Annotated in this window: 20 protein-coding genes and 2 pseudogenes; 10 read left to right on the top strand and 12 right to left on the bottom strand. The window is 38.8% G+C overall.

All coding sequences use genetic code 11. The features are described 5' to 3' along the window. Positions 1–29 precede the first annotated feature (29 nt). The 3 genes from dcd to apbC all read right to left on the bottom strand — a co-directional run bounded on the left by dcd (position 30) and on the right by apbC (position 3,265). The gene (gene dcd / locus FTV28_RS02820) at positions 30–599 is read right to left on the bottom strand and encodes a dCTP deaminase (RefSeq protein WP_004975507.1); all 570 of its coding nucleotides are present in this window, start codon (positions 597–599) and stop codon (positions 30–32) included. A 446-nt stretch (positions 600–1,045) separates the two neighbouring features. Then, complete coding sequence (locus FTV28_RS02815; RefSeq protein WP_004975506.1) at positions 1,046–1,639, bottom strand: LysE family translocator; 594 nt, start codon at positions 1,637–1,639, stop codon at positions 1,046–1,048. A 372-nt stretch (positions 1,640–2,011) separates the two neighbouring features. Further along, positions 2,012–3,265 carry an iron-sulfur cluster carrier protein ApbC gene (gene apbC / locus FTV28_RS02810; RefSeq protein ID WP_179989378.1) on the bottom strand — a complete coding sequence of 418 codons (1,254 nt, stop codon included), beginning with the start codon at positions 3,263–3,265 and terminating at the stop codon, positions 2,012–2,014. A gap of 278 nt (positions 3,266–3,543) precedes the next feature. Between apbC and metG the strand changes: the two genes are divergently transcribed. Next, complete coding sequence (gene metG / locus FTV28_RS02805; RefSeq protein ID WP_179989377.1) at positions 3,544–5,601, top strand: methionine--tRNA ligase; 2,058 nt, start codon at positions 3,544–3,546, stop codon at positions 5,599–5,601. 70 nt (positions 5,602–5,671) lie between these two features. On the opposite strand, the gene FTV28_RS02800 is transcribed toward metG, so the two are convergent. Next, on the bottom strand, positions 5,672–6,514 hold the full coding sequence (locus tag FTV28_RS02800; RefSeq protein WP_179989376.1) for a restriction endonuclease: 843 nt from the start codon (positions 6,512–6,514) through the stop codon (positions 5,672–5,674). 107 nt (positions 6,515–6,621) lie between these two features. Between FTV28_RS02800 and FTV28_RS02795 the strand changes: the two genes are divergently transcribed. Further along, a complete protein-coding gene (locus FTV28_RS02795) occupies positions 6,622–7,587 on the top strand; it encodes an MBL fold metallo-hydrolase (RefSeq protein ID WP_179989375.1) in 966 nt (321 codons plus the stop codon). 63 nt (positions 7,588–7,650) lie between these two features. On the opposite strand, the gene FTV28_RS02790 is transcribed toward FTV28_RS02795, so the two are convergent. Continuing rightward, complete coding sequence (locus FTV28_RS02790; RefSeq protein WP_096901823.1) at positions 7,651–8,274, bottom strand: LysE family translocator; 624 nt, start codon at positions 8,272–8,274, stop codon at positions 7,651–7,653. Positions 8,275–8,631: 357 nt separating this feature from the next. On the opposite strand from FTV28_RS02790, the gene FTV28_RS02785 reads away from it, so the two are divergent. From FTV28_RS02785 to FTV28_RS02760, 6 genes and pseudogenes are all read left to right on the top strand, one after another. After that, complete coding sequence (locus FTV28_RS02785; protein WP_179989374.1) at positions 8,632–10,254, top strand: oleate hydratase; 1,623 nt, start codon at positions 8,632–8,634, stop codon at positions 10,252–10,254. A 146-nt stretch (positions 10,255–10,400) separates the two neighbouring features. Then, entirely contained in the window at positions 10,401–11,102 is a 702-nt protein-coding gene (locus FTV28_RS02780; protein ID WP_178882874.1) for an IS1-like element ISPa14 family transposase, read from the top strand. A gap of 797 nt (positions 11,103–11,899) precedes the next feature. Next, positions 11,900–12,286 (top strand): annotated as a pseudogene (locus FTV28_RS02775) (IS4 family transposase); the annotation flags it as partial. Next, positions 12,281–12,472: pseudogene (locus FTV28_RS02770) on the top strand (HlyD family secretion protein); the annotation flags it as partial. The pseudogenes FTV28_RS02775 and FTV28_RS02770, both read left to right, overlap by 6 nt. A gap of 67 nt (positions 12,473–12,539) precedes the next feature. Further along, on the top strand, positions 12,540–13,412 hold the full coding sequence (locus FTV28_RS02765; protein ID WP_179989373.1) for a 1-aminocyclopropane-1-carboxylate deaminase/D-cysteine desulfhydrase: 873 nt from the start codon (positions 12,540–12,542) through the stop codon (positions 13,410–13,412). Positions 13,413–13,465: 53 nt separating this feature from the next. Beyond that, positions 13,466–14,662, top strand: a complete 1,197-nt coding sequence (locus FTV28_RS02760; protein ID WP_104852353.1) for an NAD(P)/FAD-dependent oxidoreductase — start codon at positions 13,466–13,468, stop codon at positions 14,660–14,662. Positions 14,663–14,845: 183 nt separating this feature from the next. Here the strand turns inward: FTV28_RS02760 and FTV28_RS02755 are convergent, their stop codons facing one another. From FTV28_RS02755 to FTV28_RS02740, 4 genes are all read right to left on the bottom strand, one after another. Further along, positions 14,846–15,013 (bottom strand): hypothetical protein, encoded by a 168-nt coding sequence (locus FTV28_RS02755; protein WP_004975492.1) that lies wholly within the window; start codon positions 15,011–15,013, stop codon positions 14,846–14,848. A 169-nt stretch (positions 15,014–15,182) separates the two neighbouring features. Further along, positions 15,183–15,353, bottom strand: coding sequence for a hypothetical protein (locus FTV28_RS02750; RefSeq protein ID WP_004975491.1), 171 nt, complete (start codon positions 15,351–15,353; stop codon positions 15,183–15,185). A gap of 95 nt (positions 15,354–15,448) precedes the next feature. Next, on the bottom strand, positions 15,449–17,170 hold the full coding sequence (locus tag FTV28_RS02745) for a mechanosensitive ion channel (RefSeq protein ID WP_179989372.1): 1,722 nt from the start codon (positions 17,168–17,170) through the stop codon (positions 15,449–15,451). 254 nt (positions 17,171–17,424) lie between these two features. Continuing rightward, complete coding sequence (locus FTV28_RS02740) at positions 17,425–17,703, bottom strand: hypothetical protein (protein ID WP_004975487.1); 279 nt, start codon at positions 17,701–17,703, stop codon at positions 17,425–17,427. Between the two features lie 201 nt (positions 17,704–17,904). On the opposite strand from FTV28_RS02740, the gene FTV28_RS02735 reads away from it, so the two are divergent. After that, positions 17,905–18,327: a hypothetical protein gene (locus FTV28_RS02735; protein ID WP_004975486.1), complete on the top strand. Its 423-nt coding sequence runs from the start codon at positions 17,905–17,907 to the stop codon at positions 18,325–18,327. A gap of 138 nt (positions 18,328–18,465) precedes the next feature. Here FTV28_RS02735 and FTV28_RS02730 read toward each other — a convergent pair whose 3' ends face one another. Both FTV28_RS02730 and FTV28_RS02725 read right to left on the bottom strand, forming a co-directional pair. Beyond that, positions 18,466–19,137 (bottom strand): hypothetical protein, encoded by a 672-nt coding sequence (locus FTV28_RS02730; RefSeq protein WP_179989371.1) that lies wholly within the window; start codon positions 19,135–19,137, stop codon positions 18,466–18,468. A gap of 7 nt (positions 19,138–19,144) precedes the next feature. Further along, positions 19,145–19,906 (bottom strand): ferredoxin--NADP reductase, encoded by a 762-nt coding sequence (locus FTV28_RS02725; protein ID WP_154320449.1) that lies wholly within the window; start codon positions 19,904–19,906, stop codon positions 19,145–19,147. An 84-nt stretch (positions 19,907–19,990) separates the two neighbouring features. On the opposite strand from FTV28_RS02725, the gene gigC reads away from it, so the two are divergent. Next, a complete protein-coding gene (gene gigC, locus FTV28_RS02720; protein ID WP_004975482.1) occupies positions 19,991–20,872 on the top strand; it encodes a LysR family transcriptional regulator GigC in 882 nt (293 codons plus the stop codon). Positions 20,873–20,906: 34 nt separating this feature from the next. Here gigC and FTV28_RS02715 read toward each other — a convergent pair whose 3' ends face one another. After that, positions 20,907–21,488 carry a cold shock domain-containing protein gene (locus tag FTV28_RS02715; RefSeq protein ID WP_154320448.1) on the bottom strand — a complete coding sequence of 194 codons (582 nt, stop codon included), beginning with the start codon at positions 21,486–21,488 and terminating at the stop codon, positions 20,907–20,909. Positions 21,489–21,511 lie beyond the last annotated feature (23 nt).

Genomic DNA, 21,511 nt, shown 5'->3' with positions numbered 1-21,511 from the left:
CTTCCTTTTAATCTAAATTAGTCTAGCAGTTATGCTTTAGGTAAAGTCACACCTGTTTGTCCCTGATACTTACCACCACGGTCTTTGTATGAGGTTTCACAAACTTCATCTGATTCAAAAAATAGCATTTGCGCCACACCTTCACCTGCATAAATACGTGCAGGCAAATTAGTCGTATTAGAGAATTCTAAGGTGACATGCCCTTCCCACTCAGGTTCTAACGGAGTGACATTGACAATAATACCGCAACGCGCATAGGTCGATTTACCTAAACACACTGTCAATACATTGCGCGGAATACGGAAATATTCAACGGTACGCGCCAATGCAAACGAGTTTGGCGGAATGATGCACACATCTGACTCAATATCGATAAAACTTTTTTCATCAAAGTTTTTTGGATCGACAATTGCGGAGTGAACATTGGTAAAGACTTTAAATTCACGTGCACAACGTACGTCATAACCATAGCTAGAAACACCATAAGAAATGAGTTTTTCGCCATTTTCATCAAAGCGAACTTGGTTTTCTGCATACGGTTCAATCATGCCGTGTTTTTCGCTCATTTCGCGAATCCAACGATCAGACTTAATTGCCATTTATTTTCTATCCAAAATATGAATGTTTAACTGTGCTGTACTTTAACTGAAATCTAAGTTAATGAAAACCAGCCGTTTCCCTCACATCGCTTTTTTAAGTGCAATGATTAGGGGCTGTTGACAATTCGTCTATGTTTGCGACAACGCATATTTTTTAGCTGATATAAGGCATGGGACAGGAAATTTAGTCATTCTAAATGACTGGCACATAACGCAATAGCAGCAAAAAATATGCTTGTCCCCTTGCGCAGCAAACAAAGCAATGCTTTGTTCTCGCTCATGTGGCTAAAACTTTCTCAGATTGCGTTATGAAACTTGGCAATAGACCCACTATTCCCTGCGTTTCATGCCTGATCTGCTCAGTTTTAGCCTACAGCGCAAGCCATTTATGAAATGTCAACAGACCCTATTTCCAGTAGATACAACTTTTAGATACAACGTTGGCTTTATAGACTCAACAAAGCCGAATAACTTAAAGGAATTGAAAAGCTCAGCAACACAATAGAAGCTGTTTTTTGTAGATTGCACTGATTGAGCCAGCTAATTTTATTTTTAGCGAGCACCGAACCAATAAATGTCCAGAAAAAAGCAATCGGCACGATTAAACATAAAAATGCCAACATGTGTGCCACATAATAGTCTGCTTTTACCCATGCAATCGTTGGGAAAATTGCAGAGGCGAACAACAATGCTTTAGGATTCAGTAAAGTCGCTAAAAATAGCTCACTCGCACGGATCGTAGGTTGATTAAAGCTTTGCTCGACTTTAGCCGTGCGCCATAATTTAATCGCCAAGAAAATAATATAGCCTGCACTGAATAATTTTAGAATGGTGGGCAATAATGGGAGATGGGTAGACACCGTACCAATTAAGGCACCCCAAAGTGTAATAGAGATCAAATAACCCAATGCTTCTGCTGGAATTAATCGGAAAGATTTGCGGATACCAACCTGAATACCCGATGATGCAAGCAAGGTATTGGTTGGCCCTGGTGTCAATAAAATTGTGATCACCAAACCGATAAAAAACCATGAAATCATGCATTGACCTCACTACTGAATGAGCGCAGATTAAAATAGTTCATTGCAATTGGCAAAAAGTATTTTGTAAGACAAATTCTTGATCAGTTTAACATTTTAAATTTATTATTTTATTCAATCACTTATATAAAAAATATTTTTTAATTAAATGGTAACTTATAAGTCATTTTATCTTAACATTTTTAAGGTATTTAGAGATTAAACACCATTAAATCAGATGCTTGTGTATTTTTTAATCAAAAAAAATAGCTCACTGAAGTGAGCCAAATTTTCAAAATATTGTGACTTAGCTTTTAAAGATGAATCAGTCAAAATTTAAAGAATGATAACTTAATGACTGCAACTGCAATCATTCCAAGCTGAGATCCCTCACTAGAAAATACGATTCTGATCTTTTTCAGCTTTAGGCAGTTTTTTTGCAATTTGCTGAGCAATCGCAATGTAACTATCGGCAGCATCATCGCCTGCAATCACTGACGGCGTGCCTGCATCCACATTTTCACGAATACTGACATTCAATGGTAAACGTCCAAGCAACGGAATGTCATATTGTTCTGCCAGTTTATCGCCACCACCTTGACCAAAAATTTGTTCTTCGTAGCCGCAGTTTGAGCAGATATGGGTCGACATATTCTCAATTACGCCCATGACAGGAATTTGCACACGATTAAACAGCTCGATGCCTTTCACAGCATCCATTAAGGCAACATTTTGTGGTGTAGTCACAATCACCGCTCCCGTTACAGGAATACGCTGTGCAAGGGTCAGTTGAATATCCCCCGTTCCTGGTGGCATATCAATCATCAACACATCTAAATCTGGCCATAAGGTTTGATTAAAGAGCTGCATTAATGCACCTGTGGCTTTTGGTCCACGCCACGCTACAGGTGTATTGTGGTCACCTGTTAAATGTCCGATGGATAACACAGGCATCCCAAAAGCATCCAACGGTACAAACTGCTCGGCTTCAATCATTGGGGTTCTGCCTGCATTGCCGAGCATGGTCGGAATACTTGGACCATAAATATCGGCATCCAATACGCCAACTTTTAAGCCGAGCTTTTGCAAAGCTAAAGCCAAATTTACAGTAGTGGTAGATTTTCCAACCCCGCCTTTGCCTGAAGATACCAAAATTACGTTTTGAATACGCGGATGTTTCGGCACATCGCGCTGTTGTGGCGCAGCTTTTTGAATCGGTGGATTATTCGGATCGGCTTCTTGCATTGAACTTTGACCTGCAGCATCGACCACTGGTGGTAAATGAGATGCTGTGGTCTGTGTGGTCGATGTAGCGCAGCTTTCACCTTCAGTATGTTGATGCCCACAACTTTCTTTTTTCTGTCCCGTTTTCTGCTGAATCACATGCATATTCAGTTCTTTAATGCCGCATTTTTCTAAAGCATCGGCTAGCTCATCATGAATTTGTTGTAAATGTTGTTTTTCTTCAGGATAAGTATTGATGGTGATTTGCAGAATATCACCTTGCACATTCACTTGAGAAATACGATCTTTTAAAGCATGTTCAGATTCAGGCAATATATAACTTTGTAGCACGTGCTGAATAGCTTCCTCATTCACCGTATGCGAAGGTGAAAAAACTGATTTAAGTGAAGAAAGCCAAGACATAGATTTACTCCAAAGTTTGGAAATACCGCGATTTTGATAGTGTAACGATAATTCAGTATAAGGTTAAGTCGTGCTATCACTGAAATACTTAATTCTGAGTATATTGCTTGGTTTTTGACATGATTTATCTTCAAATGCAGACCAAGAGCTTGTTTCGATATTGTATTTAGCCTTCTAAGCGGATTTGAAAAGAATTCCTGGAATCCCTTGTGCATCTATGTGCTATCTAAGGTAAAATTGCCCGAATTGCATCGTCCCTATTTGAGAGAGTTATATCCGTGCGTCAAATTTTAGTCACTAACGCCCTACCATACGCCAATGGTCCGATCCATATGGGTCACTTACTCGGTTATATCCAGGCAGATATCTGGGTTCGCGCCATGCGTGCAATGGGACATGACGTGACTTATGTCTGTGCGGATGATGCGCATGGTACAGCAATCATGCTGCGTGCCGAAGCCAACGGGATTAGCCCTGAACAGCAAATTGCCAATGTGCAACAAGAACACATTCGCGATTTTGACGGTTTTGGTGTGCATTTTGATCATTATGATTCAACGCATAGCGACACCAACCGCGCACGTGCCAGCGAAATTTATGTCAAAAACCGTGATGCAGGCAATATTGCTGTGCGTCCTGTTACGCAATTATTTGATCCTGAAAAAGGCATGTTTTTGTCTGATCGTTTCATTAAAGGCACGTGCCCGAAATGTAAAGCGGAAGATCAATACGGCGATTCTTGCGAAGTTTGCGGCACTACCTATAACGCGACTGAGCTGATTAATCCAAAATCGACTTTGAGCGGTGCGACGCCTGTAGAAAAATCGTCAGATCACTATTTCTTTAAATTGCCAAATTTTGGTGAGTACCTGCAAAAATGGACCCGTGATGAAGGTCGCTTGCCTGTTTCAATTGCCAACAAATTAGATGAATGGTTTGAAAATGGTTTAAACGACTGGGATATTTCACGTGATGCACCCTATTTTGGTTTTGAAATTCCAGATGCACCAAACAAATATTTCTATGTCTGGGTAGATGCGCCAATTGGCTATATGTCGAGTTTTGAAAACTACGTTAAAACCAAACGCCCTGACTTAAATTTTGAAGATTACTGGAAAAAAGACTCAGACAAAGAGGTGTATCACTTCATTGGTAAAGACATTGTCTATTTCCACGCCCTATTTTGGCCTGCAATGTTAGATGGTGCAGGTTATCGCACACCAACAGGTTTATTCGTAAACGGTTTCTTGACTGTGAATGGTCAAAAAATGTCGAAATCTCGCGGTACATTTATTAAAGCAGAAACCTATTTACAGCATTTAAACCCTGAATATTTACGCTATTACTTTGCATCTAAACTATCTGACAAAGTTGAAGATTCTGACTTAAATTTGGATGATTTTGTTCAGAAAGTAAACTCTGATCTTGTAGGTAAAGTGGTGAATATTGCTAGCCGTTGTGCCAAATTCATCAACACTAAGTTTGACAATAAATTGTCTAATGCCTGTGCAGAGCCTGAATTGGTACAAAGTTTTATTGATGCGGGTGACTCAATTGCTCAAGCATACGAAGCGCGTGAATTTTCAACTGCTATTCGTGAAATTATGGCATTGGCCGATAAAGCCAACCAATATATTGATGAGAAAAAGCCTTGGGCTTTAGCCAAAATTGAAGGTGAAGAACAACAAGTACATGATGTATGTTCTGTAGGGATTAACCTGTTCCGTCAATTGGCCATTTACTTAAGTCCTGTGTTGCCAACGCTTGCAGCACAAGTACAAGATTTCTTAAAACTGGATAGCTTCGATTTTGCATCACGCCAACAGATTTTAGTGGCACATGAAATTGCACTATTCCAACCACTCATGCAACGTGTAGACCCGAAAGCTGTGGCTGCTATGGTAGATGCATCTAAGGATTCTTTAGCTGCTCCTGCTGAAGCACCAAAAGCTGAAAAGAAAAAGGAAAAAGCCAAAGAGAAAAAAGCAGAGCCTAAAGTAGGTGAAGCAGAAATCATTGGAATTGAAGACTTTATGAAAGTCGATTTACGTGTTGCAGAAGTTTTAGAGGCAGCAACTGTTGAAGGTTCTGATAAGCTTCTTCAACTGACTTTAAATGTTGGTGAAGCTGAACCTCGTAACGTGTTTAGCGGTATCCGTGAGTTTTATGCACCTGAAGATTTAAAAGGCAAATTGGTGGTAATGGTCGCTAACCTTGCTCCACGTAAGATGCGTTTTGGTATTTCAAACGGTATGGTACTTGCTGCAGGAAATGGTGAAGGTGTCTTTGTTATTTCAGCAGAATCAGGTGCTAAACCGGGGGATAAAGTGTCTTAAGATTTCGATCTTAGATAAAAAGCCTCTACTGATGTAGGGGCTTTTTTAATTTTAAATAGATAGCTTATTTTTAACGTAATTTTAGAAAATCTTGAATGATTTGTTGAAAATTTTTATCTTCTACACCTTTCATCGATTGAGCGATTTCATCCCAAGTTTTTTGATTAAGATCAGGATCAATTAAATTAGGTTCAAATACGCCATCTTGCATCATTTGATATTCCGCCTTTAAAATTTTCTCATCTAACCAATTAAGGTTTAGATTTAACCATTGAACTAATTCAATAAAATCCTCAGCTAAATCATTTCCAACTTTTTCTACCATATGAGTTTGTAAATCAATTGGATATTTTTGAGTTCTAGCTTTCTCCAATACACCGAATACTGTTGTTAACAACCAAGCACCTGAAAAGCATGCAACTTCACTAAGTTCACCTCTTAAACCATAATCTTTTCGGATACTTTTTTTATGTGAGAAATACCTGATATGCAGCAATCTTGCTCTACGAACATAAGTATCAAGAATTTCGTTCTGAATATAATTCTTACTAAGAGTGACAAACTCCTCAAACGTATATAGTTGAATATTTGTATTTTGACATGCCTCAATTGCTCCAGACTGAAATCCAACTTGTGAAATAATAAATCCTTTATCTGCCCCAATATCATCAACAATTGTTCTTAAGGCTAATACTTTTTCTTTTGGAATTTTTGTCTGCCAATATTTAGCTTCTATCACCCACTTAATATTAGTCCCTAAATATTTTGAAGTTACATAAACATCTAAATCATGTTCTGTCCTTACGCCTCTGATTGTTTTGTTTGTTTCAGCTTGCACACCTAAACTTCTAAAATGTTCTGCAATTTTTTCCTGAAAATTGAACCAATCTTTTTCCATAACGTCATTATTCATATCAAATTTCAATTATTTATAAATTGTATCAATTGATCTATTAACCCAACACAAAAAATTCTATCATGATAGAAACAACCTATCCCTTTAAAACTTATAAGAAACTTATGAAGACTTTAAAACCCCTATTCATAGCACTAGCGCTAAACATAACAGCCATCACCACCCAAGCTGCCGAATCCACCATCCCACAACAAAAACAAGTTGCTGGTTACTACCAATATCAAGCAGGTGACTTACAAATCACAGCCCTGCTCGATGGTACAAACTTTATGTCACCAAGCTTGTTTAAAGACATTTCACAACAACAAGTTCACGAGATTTTAAAGAAATACTATGCAGATCAAGAGAAAGGCGTACAAACCTCAGTCAATGCCTTCCTCGTTAATACAGGAAAATCTCTAGTATTAGTGGATAGCGGTGCAGCGAGTTGTTTTGGTGCTCATTTAGGTTCAGTTTTAACCAACCTAAAAGCATCAGGCTATCAACCTGAACAAGTCGATACCATTCTACTCACACATCTACATCCCGATCATGTCTGTGGAATCAGTAAAGATGGCGTTGCCAATTTCCCAAATGCGACAGTCTATGTATCTGATGATGAAGCAAAATATTGGCTAGATCCCAAACAAGCGGCAAAATTACCAAAAGATAAACAAGCCAATTACTTAGGCACGGTTGAGAAAATTAAACAAGCCATTGCACCATATCAAACCAAGCAACGCTTTAAAACGTATAAACTCGGTGATGACATTCATGGTTTTAAAGTCATTAATACGGCAGGACATACACCAGGGCATTTTAGCTATGAGCTAAAAACCAAAGATGAAAACGTGGTGTTTATTGGAGATATCGTACATTCACATACTGTGCAATTTGATAAGCCTGAAACGGCAATTGAATACGATATAGACCCGAAAAAAGCGGTTCAAACACGTTTAAAGCAATTTGCTAATTTCGCTAAAAATGGAAAAACCATTGCCGCTCCACATTTACCGTTCCCAGGGATCGGTCATATCTATTCTCAGGATGAAAAGAGCTATCAATGGATGCCAATTCATTTTAAAGATTAATGATTCTATAAAACCTTCTCCCTTTAGGAGAAGGTTTGAATGAAGGCACTCTACATATATTAGTCACTTCATCCCAAAAATTAACTTTAATCCCAATACTGTCATGACCGCCCCTGCTGCACGGTCAAAAATAGCCTTAAACTTAATATAAGCCTGACGCGGTTTTTCTGCAGACAAAGCCACTGCAACCAATGAACACCAACCTGCATCAATAAAAAAACACAGAATTGGCAGCACCACATAAAAATAGTTCGGAATTTCTTTAGGCAACAAAGCCGTAAAAATACTCGCCAAGACAATTGCAATTTTAGGGTTAGATAACTGCGTAATTAAACCTGTAGTAAACGCACGGCGCAGTGACATTTGCTGTCCATGTGCAAGATTGGTTTGAATAGGCGCTTTGGCATGCTTCACAATTTTATAAGCCAAAAACAACAAATATAAACCACCACAAATTTTAAGCAGAAAATATGCTGAAGGCACTGCCAATAAAATAGCCTGCAACCCCATCACCGCCAATAAACCAAAAATTGCGGCACCCGTACCCGTGCCTAAAGCCGTAAATAAACCATGCTTACGTGAAATGGCTATCGAATTTTTTGCCACATAAATAAAGGTAGGCCCAGGACTAATTGCCCCCAACATTAATGCCAAAGCAATAGAGCCTAAAATCAATAATGATTCCAAGATAGACCTCAAGATTAGAATAATTTTCAATTATTTATTTTACTTAAAAAACCATAATAGAAGATATAATTTTTTTGATTTATGTTTATAAATTTAAGGATTTTTCAAGCAATTTGATATTTATTAAAAAAACCAAAAATAGAGTAAAAACTCAATTTAATTTCAATATCAAACAGTTAAAACATAGCATATGAACAGTAAAATTTTATTGTGCATCCATTTTTTCTATTAAAGTTTTTTTCTGATAATAATTTATCATCGATTTTTAGCAGAACTTTCATATATTTTTAAAACATATAATCCCATAATAAAATTATGGCTTTAATTTTCTTTAGAACTACAACCGAGGCACATCAGATGCAAAATAAAAGACTGAAAACATTAGACCGCTCTAAATCACATCTTTGGATTGTAGGTGGAGGCATAGCTGGTATGGCTGCTGCTGCTTTTGCGATTCGTGACGCTAAAGTGCCAGCCGAACATATCCATATTTTAGAAGAATTGAATGTTTCTGGTGGTTCGATGGATGGTGGACATAATCCGCTTAATCCGAACCAAGCATGGGTCACACGTGGTGGACGTATGCTAACTGATGAGACTTATTTGTGTACTTGGGATTTATTTTCAAGCATCCCATCTTTAGAAAATCCAGACATTTCTGTTCGCGAAGAATGTCGTGAATTTAACGAACAAGTTAAAACCAATGCTCAAGCACGTTTGATCGACTCAAATCATATTATTGCAGAAGCTCAAAAATTGGGATTATCAACGCTCAACCGTGCTCAAATGTTACGTCTACTGGCATTAAAAGAAGATCGTATCGGTAGTCGCCGTATTGATGAATTTTTTGATGATGCATTTTTCCAAAGTAATTTTTGGCGGATGTGGCGAACCACGTTTGCCTTTCAAAAATGGCATAGCGCAGCGGAATTACGCCGTTATTTTCTACGTTTCATTCAAGAATTACCACGTATCCATACCTTAGCAGGTGTGAAACGAACTAAATACAATCAATATGATTCAATGATTCATCCTCTACAACGCTGGTTGGTGGAACAAGGCGTTGATGTTCGTTTCGGTAGTTATGTCACAGATGCAGACTTTGTCGAAGATGCCCAAACGAAGGAACGTAAGGCAACCCAACTTTATGTCAACATTCCAGAAGGCACTGAACAAATTCAACTGGGTGAGCATGATCTTGCGCTCTTTACTTTAGGTTCGATTACGGCTGATTCACGTTATGGCGATAAATTCGATGTTCCTGAGCTGATTCGTGATCGACAAGATCATGGCTGGCGTTTGTGGGAAACATTGGCTCAAAAAGCTCCTGATTTTGGTCGTCCAATGACCTTCTATGGCAACATTGATGAGCATAAATGGAAATCCTTTACGCTCACCATGCATGATGATGTGCTGCTAAAACGGATTATTGATTACACAGGAAATGAACCGGGTACAGGTGCACTCATGACTTGGTTTGAATCTGGTTGGCATCTATCTGTGGTCGTTCCAGCTCAACCGCATTTTGCTGACTTACCAGAAGGTAAATTCACCTTATGGGGTTATGGTTTTGAAATTGACCATATCGGCGATTACATTAAAAAACCGATGAGTGAAGCGACGGGTCAAGAAATTTTAATTGAGTTGATTCATCAACTTGGTTTCGATGACATTTTGGATCATGTGTTGGCACATACTGACATTACCACAGTAATGATGCCTTATGCTTCTGCCCTATTTGCATGTCGTAAAGCAGGTGATCGCCCATTGGTCATTCCAGAAAATGCAGTCAACTTTGCTTTCTTAGGTCAATTCGTAGAGCTTGAAGATGATGTGGTTTTCACTGTGGAATATTCCGTACGTTGTGCCATGATTGCCATTTATCAGCTCTTAAGTGTCGAACGTGAAATTCCAGAGATTTACAATGGTTTACTCGATCCTAAAGTTGGCTTAAATGCTTTGGAAGCAGTTTTTCATTAAATTTTACAAAGCCATAGGGTAAATTGCTGCCCTATGGTTATTCAACTTACTTTGATAAAACGATCTTTGTACACGACAAAAAAAGATGGTGGTGTTTCAAAAAGTATGCTGAAACAAAGCAGGTTGAATTTTGATAAAATAGAGAAATGCGAATAACTCTAGAAATCAAATGTCCAACCTGCCTCACTGACAGTATAAAGAAAAATGGCATCAAAGTAGATGGGAAACAAAACTATCAGTGCAAAGACTGTAAACGTCAGTTTATTAGTGACCATGCTCTGAGCTATCTAGGATGTCATTCAGGCATTACTCGAAAAATATTACAGTTGATGATCAGAGGTAGTGGTATACGAGATATCGCTGAAGTTGAGCGAATCAGTATCGGTAAAGTTTTACGTACTTTAACCGAATCAACCTACCAAATTCAGCCTAAACAAAGTCATTATGAATCTCTCGAAGTAGATGAATTCTGGACTTTTGTTGGAAATAAAAATAATAAACAATGGCTTATTTACGCCTACCATCGAGAAACAGGTGAGATTGTTGCTTATGTTTGGGGTAAGAGAGATTTAGCTACAGTCCAAAGGTTGAAGACAAAGCTTAAACAATTAGGTATTCACTACACCCGAATTGCAAGTGATCATTGGGACAGTTTCATAACTGCTTTTAAAAACTGCAAGCAAAGTATTGGTAAATTTTTTACTGTAGGTATTGAAGGTAATAATTGCAAAATAAGGCATCGAATTAGGCGCGGTTTTAGAAGGAGTTGTAATTTTTCAAAAAAGATTGAAAACCATTTTAAAGCTTTCGACTTAACCTTTTTTTACATCAATAATGGCTTCATTTAATGTCAGCATACTTTTTGAAATACCACCCCTAATTTATTTAATGCTTTCTGCATATCGTCAAAGGATGCCATAAGGTCACCCTTATCCATGATTTTTAAAACTTCTTCTTCAGTTACTTTTTGGTTGTAATAACCATTAAGAATGGGTTGCAATCGATGCAACACCGCAAGAAAAATCAAGATCTTGTTTTACGATATTATGATCACGGATTTGTTTCCATGATTTTACTTTAATCTAATTGTGGTAGTGATTGAATTAATGGGATTTGCATGAGTGAATTGTGTCATTAATATTAGGCTAATGAAAAGCTTATTCATAAATAATTCTTAGTAAGTATGTTGTATTTCATATATATTCCTATTTTTTATGATCAAAAACATATAGAATTAGTATCATAAATGAAAAAAATATACATATTATTAAAGAAAGAGCCATACTATCTATGAATACAAATGAAATTTTTTTAATAAAAGCATCTAACTCAAGTGGAATCCTATTATTCTTATAGTCTATGAACGTGAGAGCTAAAAAGCTTATAAAAGTAAATAATATAAAAGAATATATGGCAGCAAAAGTTTTATTCTTATTTTTAATTTTCTCCAGTATTTTACCAATAATAAAAAATCCAATAATTGTACAGATAACAGCATTCAGTGTTAATGATAGTAAACCATTTACTTCCATAGAATTCCTTAGTTTTCATATCCAGAATTAATTAAAATTTAACTTTGTACACGACAAAAAAAGATAACTCATTGAAATAATGGCATAATACTTGTTTTCTGACGACGAATATGATGACACATTTCAATGAGTTACATCTCATCTTAAACAAATATCTAAAGTGGAACAAGTCACATGTAAAATTTTTTACACTGATTATGCTTGCATTAATTGTAAAACAGACATGTAATCTTTCTTCTGCATCTAAAGCCTTACCCATCACGTGCTTACCACAATCATTTTATCGACGTATACAACGCTTCTTTGCAGATCAGTATTTCGATTATCGTCAAATTTCTCAGTTAATTTTCAATATATTTTCATTCGATAAAGTCCAATTAACTTTGGATAGAACCAACTAGAAATGGGGAAAACGAGATATCAATATCTTGATGTTAGCCATCATCTATCGTGGAATAGCGATACCTATTGTTTGGACATTGCTCAATGAACCAGGCCATGTGGAACAGATTTCCCCCGCTGCGGGTTCAGAGTTCAGTGTACTTAAACCTGACAATCCCACAGGAAATTTTACCAAAGTCGTTCAACGTATAGCGGTACGTATCACCATTGATCCGAATCAAAAAGGGATCGAAAATCTACGCCCTGGTATGTCGGTGATCACGTCGGTGGATACTGACTCATAAACCAACACTGACATTCTCAATCAAATACATTTACAATGTGGTCAAATTCATTTCTCTTTCGCAAAAAATGTTTGATCACATTGCTTTTCCTACCCCTTATCAAACATTAGAACTTCCCCAGCCTGTTCAACTGACCATCAAACGCCTTGACCTGATTCATCCCCAGATTTCGGGCAACAAGTTTTTTAAACTCAAATACAACCTCTTGGCAGCACAACAGCAAGGTTTTTCTCAAGTCCTCACTTTTGGCGGTGCATTTTCCAATCATATTGCAGCAACGGCTTATGCAGCTCAACGCTTTGGCTTTCAAAGTATTGGCATCATTCGTGGTCAAGAACTTGCGACCCAAGACTTAAATCCTACCCTACAAACAGCGCAAGATTTTGGCATGCAACTGCATTTTGTTAGCAGAGCCGAATATCGTCTGCGCCATGAAGTGGAATATTTACAACAACTTCAACAGCAATATCCTCAAGCCTTTATTATTCCAGAGGGTGGAAGCAATTCCCTTGCCATTCAAGGGACACAGGAAATCCTCTCCCCTGATGATTTAGAAAATTATGACGTAATTTGTTGTGCTGTGGGTACTGGTGGAACAATTGTGGGCATCATTGAAAGTAGCTCGGAACAACAGCAAGTTTTAGGATTTTCAGCCTTGAAAGGTGATTTTCTCAAACAGGACATTCAACAATGGACCGATAAAAGCAATTGGTCTTTAACCGATGCCTATTGTGGTGGCGGCTATGCCAAAACTACACCTGAATTATTGAAATTTATTCAAAATTTTGAGCAAAAATATCAAATTCCACTCGAACACATTTATACAGGTAAAATGATGATGGGAATTCTTGATTTAATCCAGCACAATCATTTCCCTGCCCACACTCGAATCCTGGCCATTCATACAGGTGGGTTGCAAGGAAAGCTTAAAGCATATTAAAACCCCCACAAATCTTTTATAATTGCTCGCTTTTCGTCTACCGAGTAATACTCATGGTTCATCAGGTTGATGTTGTTGTTTTAGGTGCGGGTGCATCAGGCTTGATGTTGGCTGCAGAGGCTGGTAAACGTGGGCGTTCGGTTGTGGTACTGGAAAAAGCCAATAAAGTGGGAAAAAAAATTCTGATGTCTGGTGGTGGTAAATGTAATTTCACCAATTTAGAAGTCGAGCCAAACCATTATATTTCACATAATCCACATTTTGTCATTTCTGCACTCACCCGTTATACCAATTGGGATTTTATTGGTTTAGTCTGCGAATACGGCATTGAATATGAAGAACGCAAACACGGACAATTATTCACTTTAAACGGCGCTAAAGAAATTTTAGCCATGCTCTTAGCCGAATGTGAAAAAACCAAATTGGTCGATATTCAAACCAATTGTGAAGTCAAAGCCGTGAATGCGGTAGATGATCAAGGTTTTCAAATTGCAACGACTTTGGGTTATTTCCAAGCAAGCGCTGTGGTCGTAGCAACTGGCGGTTTATCTATTCCAACTTTAGGTGGCTCTGGAATTGGCTATGAAATTGCTAAACAGTTTGGTCATCGTGTTTACCCGACCCGTGCAGGTTTAGTGCCTTTTACCTTCTCAGACAGCTTTAAAGAAGTCACTACACGTTTAAGCGGTAATGCGGTGGATGCGACTTTATCAAATTCATTGACTAGTTTTACCGAAGCATTGCTATTCACCCATCGCGGTTTGAGTGGGCCGAGTGCCTTACAGCTTTCTAATTATTGGGATGTCGGACAAAGTTTTAAAATTAACTTTTTACCTTACTTAGAACTCTATGACTTTTTTAAAAATAAAAAGCAAAGCAGTCCTAAAGTTTTACTGCGCACCTTACTCAGCGAGCATCTGCCAAAAAGTGTAGTGGCTGAATTACAGCAACTGATTTGGCCTGCACTCTCTGAAACGGCAATTGGCAATATCAGTGATGAAAAGCTAGAACAGATTGCAGCACGTTTAAATGCCTTTGAAGTCAAACCATCAGGCACAGAAGGTTATCGTACTGCCGAAGTCACTTTAGGCGGAGTCGATACCCAAGAAGTTTCCTCTAAAACTATGGAAAGTAAAAAACAAAAAGGCTTGTATTTTGTTGGGGAAGTTTTAGATGTAACGGGACATTTGGGCGGCTATAATTTCCAATGGGCGTGGTCATCTGCACATGCAGCATCGGAGTATGTTTAAGTTTGCTTTTAGATGAAACATGCAAACAAATGAATGTGATAAAAATGATTCTAGTCTAAACAGAATAATATTGATCTTGCCGATCAAATTGCAAAATGACAAAAGCCAGTTTTTTCTAAACTGGCTTTTTCTTTAACACCGTCACGTACTATAAAGACTTAGCAATACGTGAATCCTGTTATTTTATTCTAAATAATCGGTACGAAATAATACCAATTTTGGCGTATTTGCCAAACGTGATTCAGTTTGCTGCATTTTAAGCACAGCATTTTGTTGATGCATAGGTAACGAATTTGCCACTTGAACTTTTAAACTGATACGTAATTTGTTTAGCATATTGATTTCTCTCATTATTGTCATCCTTGCGCGAATTTTAAGACTCAAATATTTCAGCTTGGTTAAAACCCAAGTTTTTTATTTTTCCCTTAAACCCTCATCAAGCTTTCCAAGTTATTGATCTGATTTATCCAAATCAGTCTTTGGCTCATTCCTGCCAAAGTTGATTAATTTTTAACATAATTTAAGAGCTTGGTCTATCCTCTTTTGGATGATTTTTCTCAACATTTTCAGTTGGTTTTGCGGTGGCTTCTGGCTTGGCAAAAACAAATTTATAGGCTGCAACAAAAAAGCCGATGGTGATGCCAGCAATCACGATTGGGGCAAAAAACTTATCGGGTGCTGATTTGGACATTAGTCTTTCCTCTTTTTTAATGAATACCGAAAAGAAATCGACCAATACGGTGATTGGTCGATCATCTTAGCGATTCAAATCAAAATTTGAACAGGTTATTTCGGGTCATTTTTTGGATGTTCATCAACATCTGGTTCAGCCTCACCTGTCGAACCAAATGGGTTGTTGACTGGTGGATGTTCAGGATCAACCTTTAACGTATCTGGCACTGCATGATCAGTTGCCGCTTCAGGTATTGTAGTCACATCACTTACAGACGCTTGCGGCTGCTCAGATACAATAGGTGTCATCACACTTGATGCTGACGTTGCCGTTTCTGTCTTGTGCAAAGGATTCGGTTGATTTGCCTCACGTTTAGCTTTATCAATCAAATCAGTTAACACACGTTCTGCAGGTTGACGACCACCTAAACCAAAGGCAAGTGCGAAAGCCACTGCAACAGAACCAAGAGTTAAACCAAAGGCCAAGTTCACAATAGAGTCTGCAATACCCATCGCGCGTAAGCCCATGGCTACCACCAAGCCCATAATTAAAATACGGACTAAGTTTGCCAACCAACGCGAGCTGTTATATTCACCGCGCTGTACCACTTTGGCGACCAAATTCGCTAGCCAGAAACCCACCACCAAAATGACAGCACCCAACAGGATATCTGCACCAAATTGGATAAACATGGCAATCAAGCCGCTGACTTGATCAAAGCCCAAACGGTTCGCCGCTTCAGATACCGCAAATAGCATGGTAAAGAATACGATCAGATAACCAACCACACATGAAATTTTAGTTGTACCTAAAAAGCGTTGTAAGTCGAGTTTGGCAGGAATACCATCGACTCCTGTGCCTGCAACCACTTCCACCACAATATTGGCTACAAAACGCGACACCACATAAGCCAAAATAAGAATCAGACCTGCCGCAATAATATGCGGGATCGCATTCATAATTTCATACAGCATGGCTGTCGCAGGCTGCGAAATGGCTTCAATTCCAAGTGCCTCAAAACCAATAATCAAGGCGGTGATGATCACCAAGGCGAAAACAAACGAACCGAGTAATTTAGGTAAATTTGAATTTTTAAAAATGCCAACTTTTTCAGCATGCTGTTGAATATTCAGGCTGCCTAATAAACCTTCGACAATGCCACGAACAATTTTTGCCAGAATGTATCCGACAAAAACAATCACGCCTGCAATGAAGATGTTCGGTAAATACAGCACAACTTCATTCACCATGTTTTGCACAGGGAACAACAGACCGTTTAAGCCTAAAATTGACAGCACAATTGGCAAGAACAGCAATAAAATCAGCCAATAAACAATTTCACTGATATTTTGACTTAAGCCACTCACACCCACATCGGCACTGAGTTTTTCATCCAACTGGGTACGTGCCAACAGTTTTTGCATCCCCACTTTGACCAGATTTGCCAAAATCCACCCAATAAAAGCAACGGCTACAGCAGCCAGTAAAGAAGGAATAAACAATAAGAACTGCTGAATCATATTACTGAATGGCCCACTGACACTGGTCAGATTCAACACATTCAGCGCACCAATGACCGCAATAATTAAAATCACCCAAAACACGACCCGCGACACAATCACTTCAATATTTGAACGATGCCCCGTTGCATTTGATAATTTTTGATCGGTACCTAATTTTTGTAGAACCTTTTTAATTCCACCCGCAACCAATAATGCAATCACCCACCCGACAAGTAAAATTGCGACTGCAGCTAAAATGGGTTGAAATTGCTCCCAATAATACATGGCATCAAAACCTCTGCCATGTAGGTTCCCATTAAAATAATCATTCATCTTGTTTAATCCTCATGGTGATTAGCTTCATTTTTAGGTTTGCACCACGGCGCAAAACTGCTTTTTATCGATTCAAATTATTGAGTAAAGCTCTATTCACCATAGAATTTGCATATTTTTTATTCAACCTTAGGATGCAGAATCGCAACAATTCTACAAAGGAGGGACAATAAACCTTGCGAAAATCCACAAAAAAGCCCTGCATCTAGGCAAGGCTGAATTTGTAAATATGAATTTTTGACGCTTAGGCTAAGCTACCGATCTGTTGCTGTTGCAGTATTACTGTCCTCTGCACGTGCTTCATCTCCAGCTGTGCCCGTTGTCGTGCTATTTGGCGTTGCTTGTTGTACGGTTGGATTAGGATGTCCAGGAGGTGCTTCGCTCGGACTCGGATTGCGATCCGCCATCATGTAAATCAGCAATGCCAATAAAAAGATTCCCACCAGTAGAAGCATATAGACTGGAATACGTTTTTTTCGCTTAATGTCTTCAGCTGAGTTTACATGAGGTGGTTTATTGAAATCATGTGGCATGTTCCCCTCACTTATGTATTTATCTGATGAATTTTTATACTAACAAGCTCCTCACGCTTATTGTGTGACAATACATAGCAAGATGGTGAAAAGATGTAATATACCTCAAGTACCACCTATGTTGCCCAATATCGACAAAGCTGCCTCTCACGGGGAAATGCGCTATAATCACGTACCGTTTTTTTGTGTACTTTGAACTTTATGGCGTATCGTCAACAAAGTGTATCGCTTGATCTTGACACTGACGTCACTCATCAATGTGCCTTGCACTATACCCGTGATGGGCATCTCATTGGTATTATTGAATTTAGCAAGCCCAGCTATCTGCTCAAATGGGGCGATTTGGAATATTTCCGTCGTCGTACCGAAGAATTTTCGGTCATGCCATTTCCAGATTGTGTGAATGCCATGATCATTGATATTCGCAACATTGCTGCATTTCTGGATAATGAAGTGCCAATTTTACCGTGGCGCTTACTTGAAGAAGAATGTCCTGTGCGTTTGGTGGTTCCTCAAGAGCGCTTAGAGCATTATGCAGGTTTTTTTGAACCGACTTGGCTAAGTAGCGATGTCGATAGCGCGATTCAGGAAATCCGCGAATATATGGATATGTTTGTGCACTAATTTCTTTGAAGAGTCACTTTCAAGCATTGCGTTCAAAAGTTGCTTTCAAAATTGAATCGCACCAAGCAAAAACCTCATCTGCAGCGTTGTAGATGAGGTTTTTATATGAATGGTGAAGATCACCTCAACAACCAATTTTTAGCGAATTGTGAAAATACATTTATTTTCAAAACTCGATTTAGGCAGCCACAAAACCTGCTTAAAACGCACCTGATCTATGCCAAAACTTCGCATTTTCTTAGATGTATAGCGCCAACCGACACAGTCTTGATATTTTTCATATTCAGGTGCCTGCCCTGCAATGGTTGAGCTTTGCTGAACTTTAATTTTCTGAAAAAAAGCGGTTTCCTTTGCACGGATTGGGCCAATATATTCATTATACATTTGTTCCATTTCGGCACTTTCAAATTGCATTTTTTGCAAACTGCCACCATGCCAACCCAACTGACTACGCAAGTTTAAATATTTTACTTTGCCCGCAGGAAATACATAATTGGCACAAGAAGAAAAGCAATACTGTCCAACTTCAACATTCAGTTGATGGCCAAAGACCAAATTACCCAAATCAATACCTAAGCTGATCTCGCCACCACGACTGTTGATTTTTAAGGTATCAATTTTGTCTGACTGTTTAAGTAATTCCGCTGCACGTGCGTTGGCTTCAGGGCTAAGTGGCCCATCATAAATGAGTACGTGATCTTGCACAGCAACCTGAGTTTCCACCGTTTCAGCCTGTACGGTTTGTGCGACTATAAACATCAGCCCTGCGCTGGCTATATATTTGAACAGTTGATATTTGAATAGTTGCATCACATCCTCACCAATAATTTTCAACTGCAATATTGCCTTCCCCACGGCGGTTCATGCTTAAACCACGCGCTTTTAAGGCTTCTTTGGTGTCATCGACCATGGCAGGGTTACCGCATAACATCACATGGCTGGTTTCAGGGTTGAGTACACTACCCGCAGCCTGTTCCAGTTCGCCATTCGCAATTAATACAGGCAAACGATCATGCAAAGCAGCTTGAGGGTCGCGAGTGATAATTGGGATAAACTCAAAGCCTGTATGCCCTTCGCCAAAAGTTTCGGCAATTTCGTGAATTTTATCGACATAAGCTAATTCGGCTTCGGTGCGCACACTATAAACCAAATAGATATATTGATATTTTGTCCACGTTTCAAAATCTTGCAGCATGGATAAAAACGGTGCAAGACCTGTACCTGTGGCCAACAACCATAAATCGTGTGGCGCAGGCAACTGATAACGCGCCAAGGTCAAAAAACCATACGGAATTTTTTCCAAGTACAGCTCATCGCCCACTTGAAGGTGCTGCAAGTTAGAAGTAAATGCACCAGCTGGCACGACAATCGAGAAAAACTCTAAAGTTTCATCAAAGGGTGATGACACCACCGAATAAGCACGTACCACCAATTCATCGCCCACTTTTAACCCGATACGTGCAAACTGTCCTGCGGTAAATTTAAAATGCGCAGGACGGGTCATGGTGAAGCTAAACAAGGTGTTGGTCCAACGATGAACCGAAAGCACTTTTTCTAAAGTAAATTTTTCAATTGACATGATTTGAGCGTGGCATGAAAGACTGTGCTCATGTTAGCATGTTGGGGTAATTTATGAATATTTTTAAATGTTAAGGCTTGATTCATGCGCATGACTTTACGCCAGTTGGCGGTTTTTGTAGCAGTTGCCCAAGAAGGGACAGTAACCAAAGCCAGTGATGCCGTTAAGCTCACCCAAAGTGCTGCAAGCATGGCCTTAGCAGATTTGGAAGATGGCTTGGGTGCTCCACTGTTTGACCGTTTGGGTAAACGTCTACAACTAAATGATTTGGGTCGTTTTTTATTGCCACAAGCCTTAGAAATTTTGGGGCGTTGTGAAGCGTTTGAGCAAGCTGCTAAAGGCGAACTACAAAGCATCGATTTGCGTTTAGGTGCAACCCTCACCATCAGTGACTATTTGATGCCTGATTTAATGGCAGACTTTTTGCAAATTCAGCCGCAGGCGCATTTACAATTACAAGTGGGCAATACCCGCCAAATGATTGAAGCTGTGAATCAGTTTCAGCTAGATTTAGCCTTGATAGAAGGCTCTTGTCACTTACCCCAACTCCAATGTATTCATTGGCGTGATGATGAACTTGCAGTGTGCTGTGCGCCAAGTCATCCTCTAGCGCAGTTAAACCGTGCTTTAAGCATTGCAGATTTTGAAGATGCCGAGTGGATTTTACGTGAAGAAGGTTCAGGTACCCGTGAAGTGTTTGACAATGCAATTTTAAAAGACCTGCCTGATGCCAATATTCGTTTAACTTTGGGTCATAACGAAGCGATTTTAAAAATTGTCGCAGGTGGGATTGGTATGTCGTGTATTTCACGATTGGCGATTGAACCTTTACTAGAAAAAGGTCAATTGGTGATTTTAGATACACCTTTCTGGCAACTGACGCGCCCGTTATTCATGTTGGTGCATCGTCAGAAATACCAAGGGCCTGGCTTAAAGGCATTTATGAAGTTTTGCGACGCGAAATAGTTTATAAAAGAGTACCGATGATGGTACTCTTTTTTTAGCGATTAAACTGACTCTCACACGGTATGCCGTCACCATCACCGTCCATTTTAGTATTTGGACAATTTCGTATAAAGAATAATGCTTCTTCGTAAGACGTCATTTGACTACAGTGCTCACGCCCATCACAAGTAAAGTTCTGTTCAACAACAGGAACTTCTACTACTTTTTGTACTGATAAAGCTTCAGGCTGGCTATTTTGCCAAGCTTGGTACTTATTAAATACTGCATAAGCCAAGACGAATATAATCAATATACCCATATAAGTCACAAAATTGGATGAGTTATTTTCAGACTTCTGCTGTCTTTTTTGAATCTGCTTTGTCGTATGAATTGCCCTTGATTGAGGCGTATGCCTTTCGACTGCAACCTTAATATCTAGACGGACGATATTATCTGCTTTGAACTTGCCATTTTCTTCTACTTTACGAAATTTTAGATTTTCTCCCACTTTTGGTGGCAGATTTTTATTGGGAAAATCTTTAATATGAAAAAACAAATCTTTAGGCTCTCCTTCTATTTGAATAAAACCAAAGCCTCGTTCTTCGTTATAAGTTTTTATTTTCCCTTCTAAAAACATAAATTACTCTTTTCACGTTAATT

The sequence above is a fragment of the Acinetobacter sp. YH12252 genome (assembly GCF_013417365.1).
In the GTDB taxonomy this organism is placed as follows: domain Bacteria; phylum Pseudomonadota; class Gammaproteobacteria; order Pseudomonadales; family Moraxellaceae; genus Acinetobacter; species Acinetobacter towneri.
Note: the sequence above shows the minus strand (reverse complement) of the source record. Positions and strands in the feature narration are given on the sequence as shown.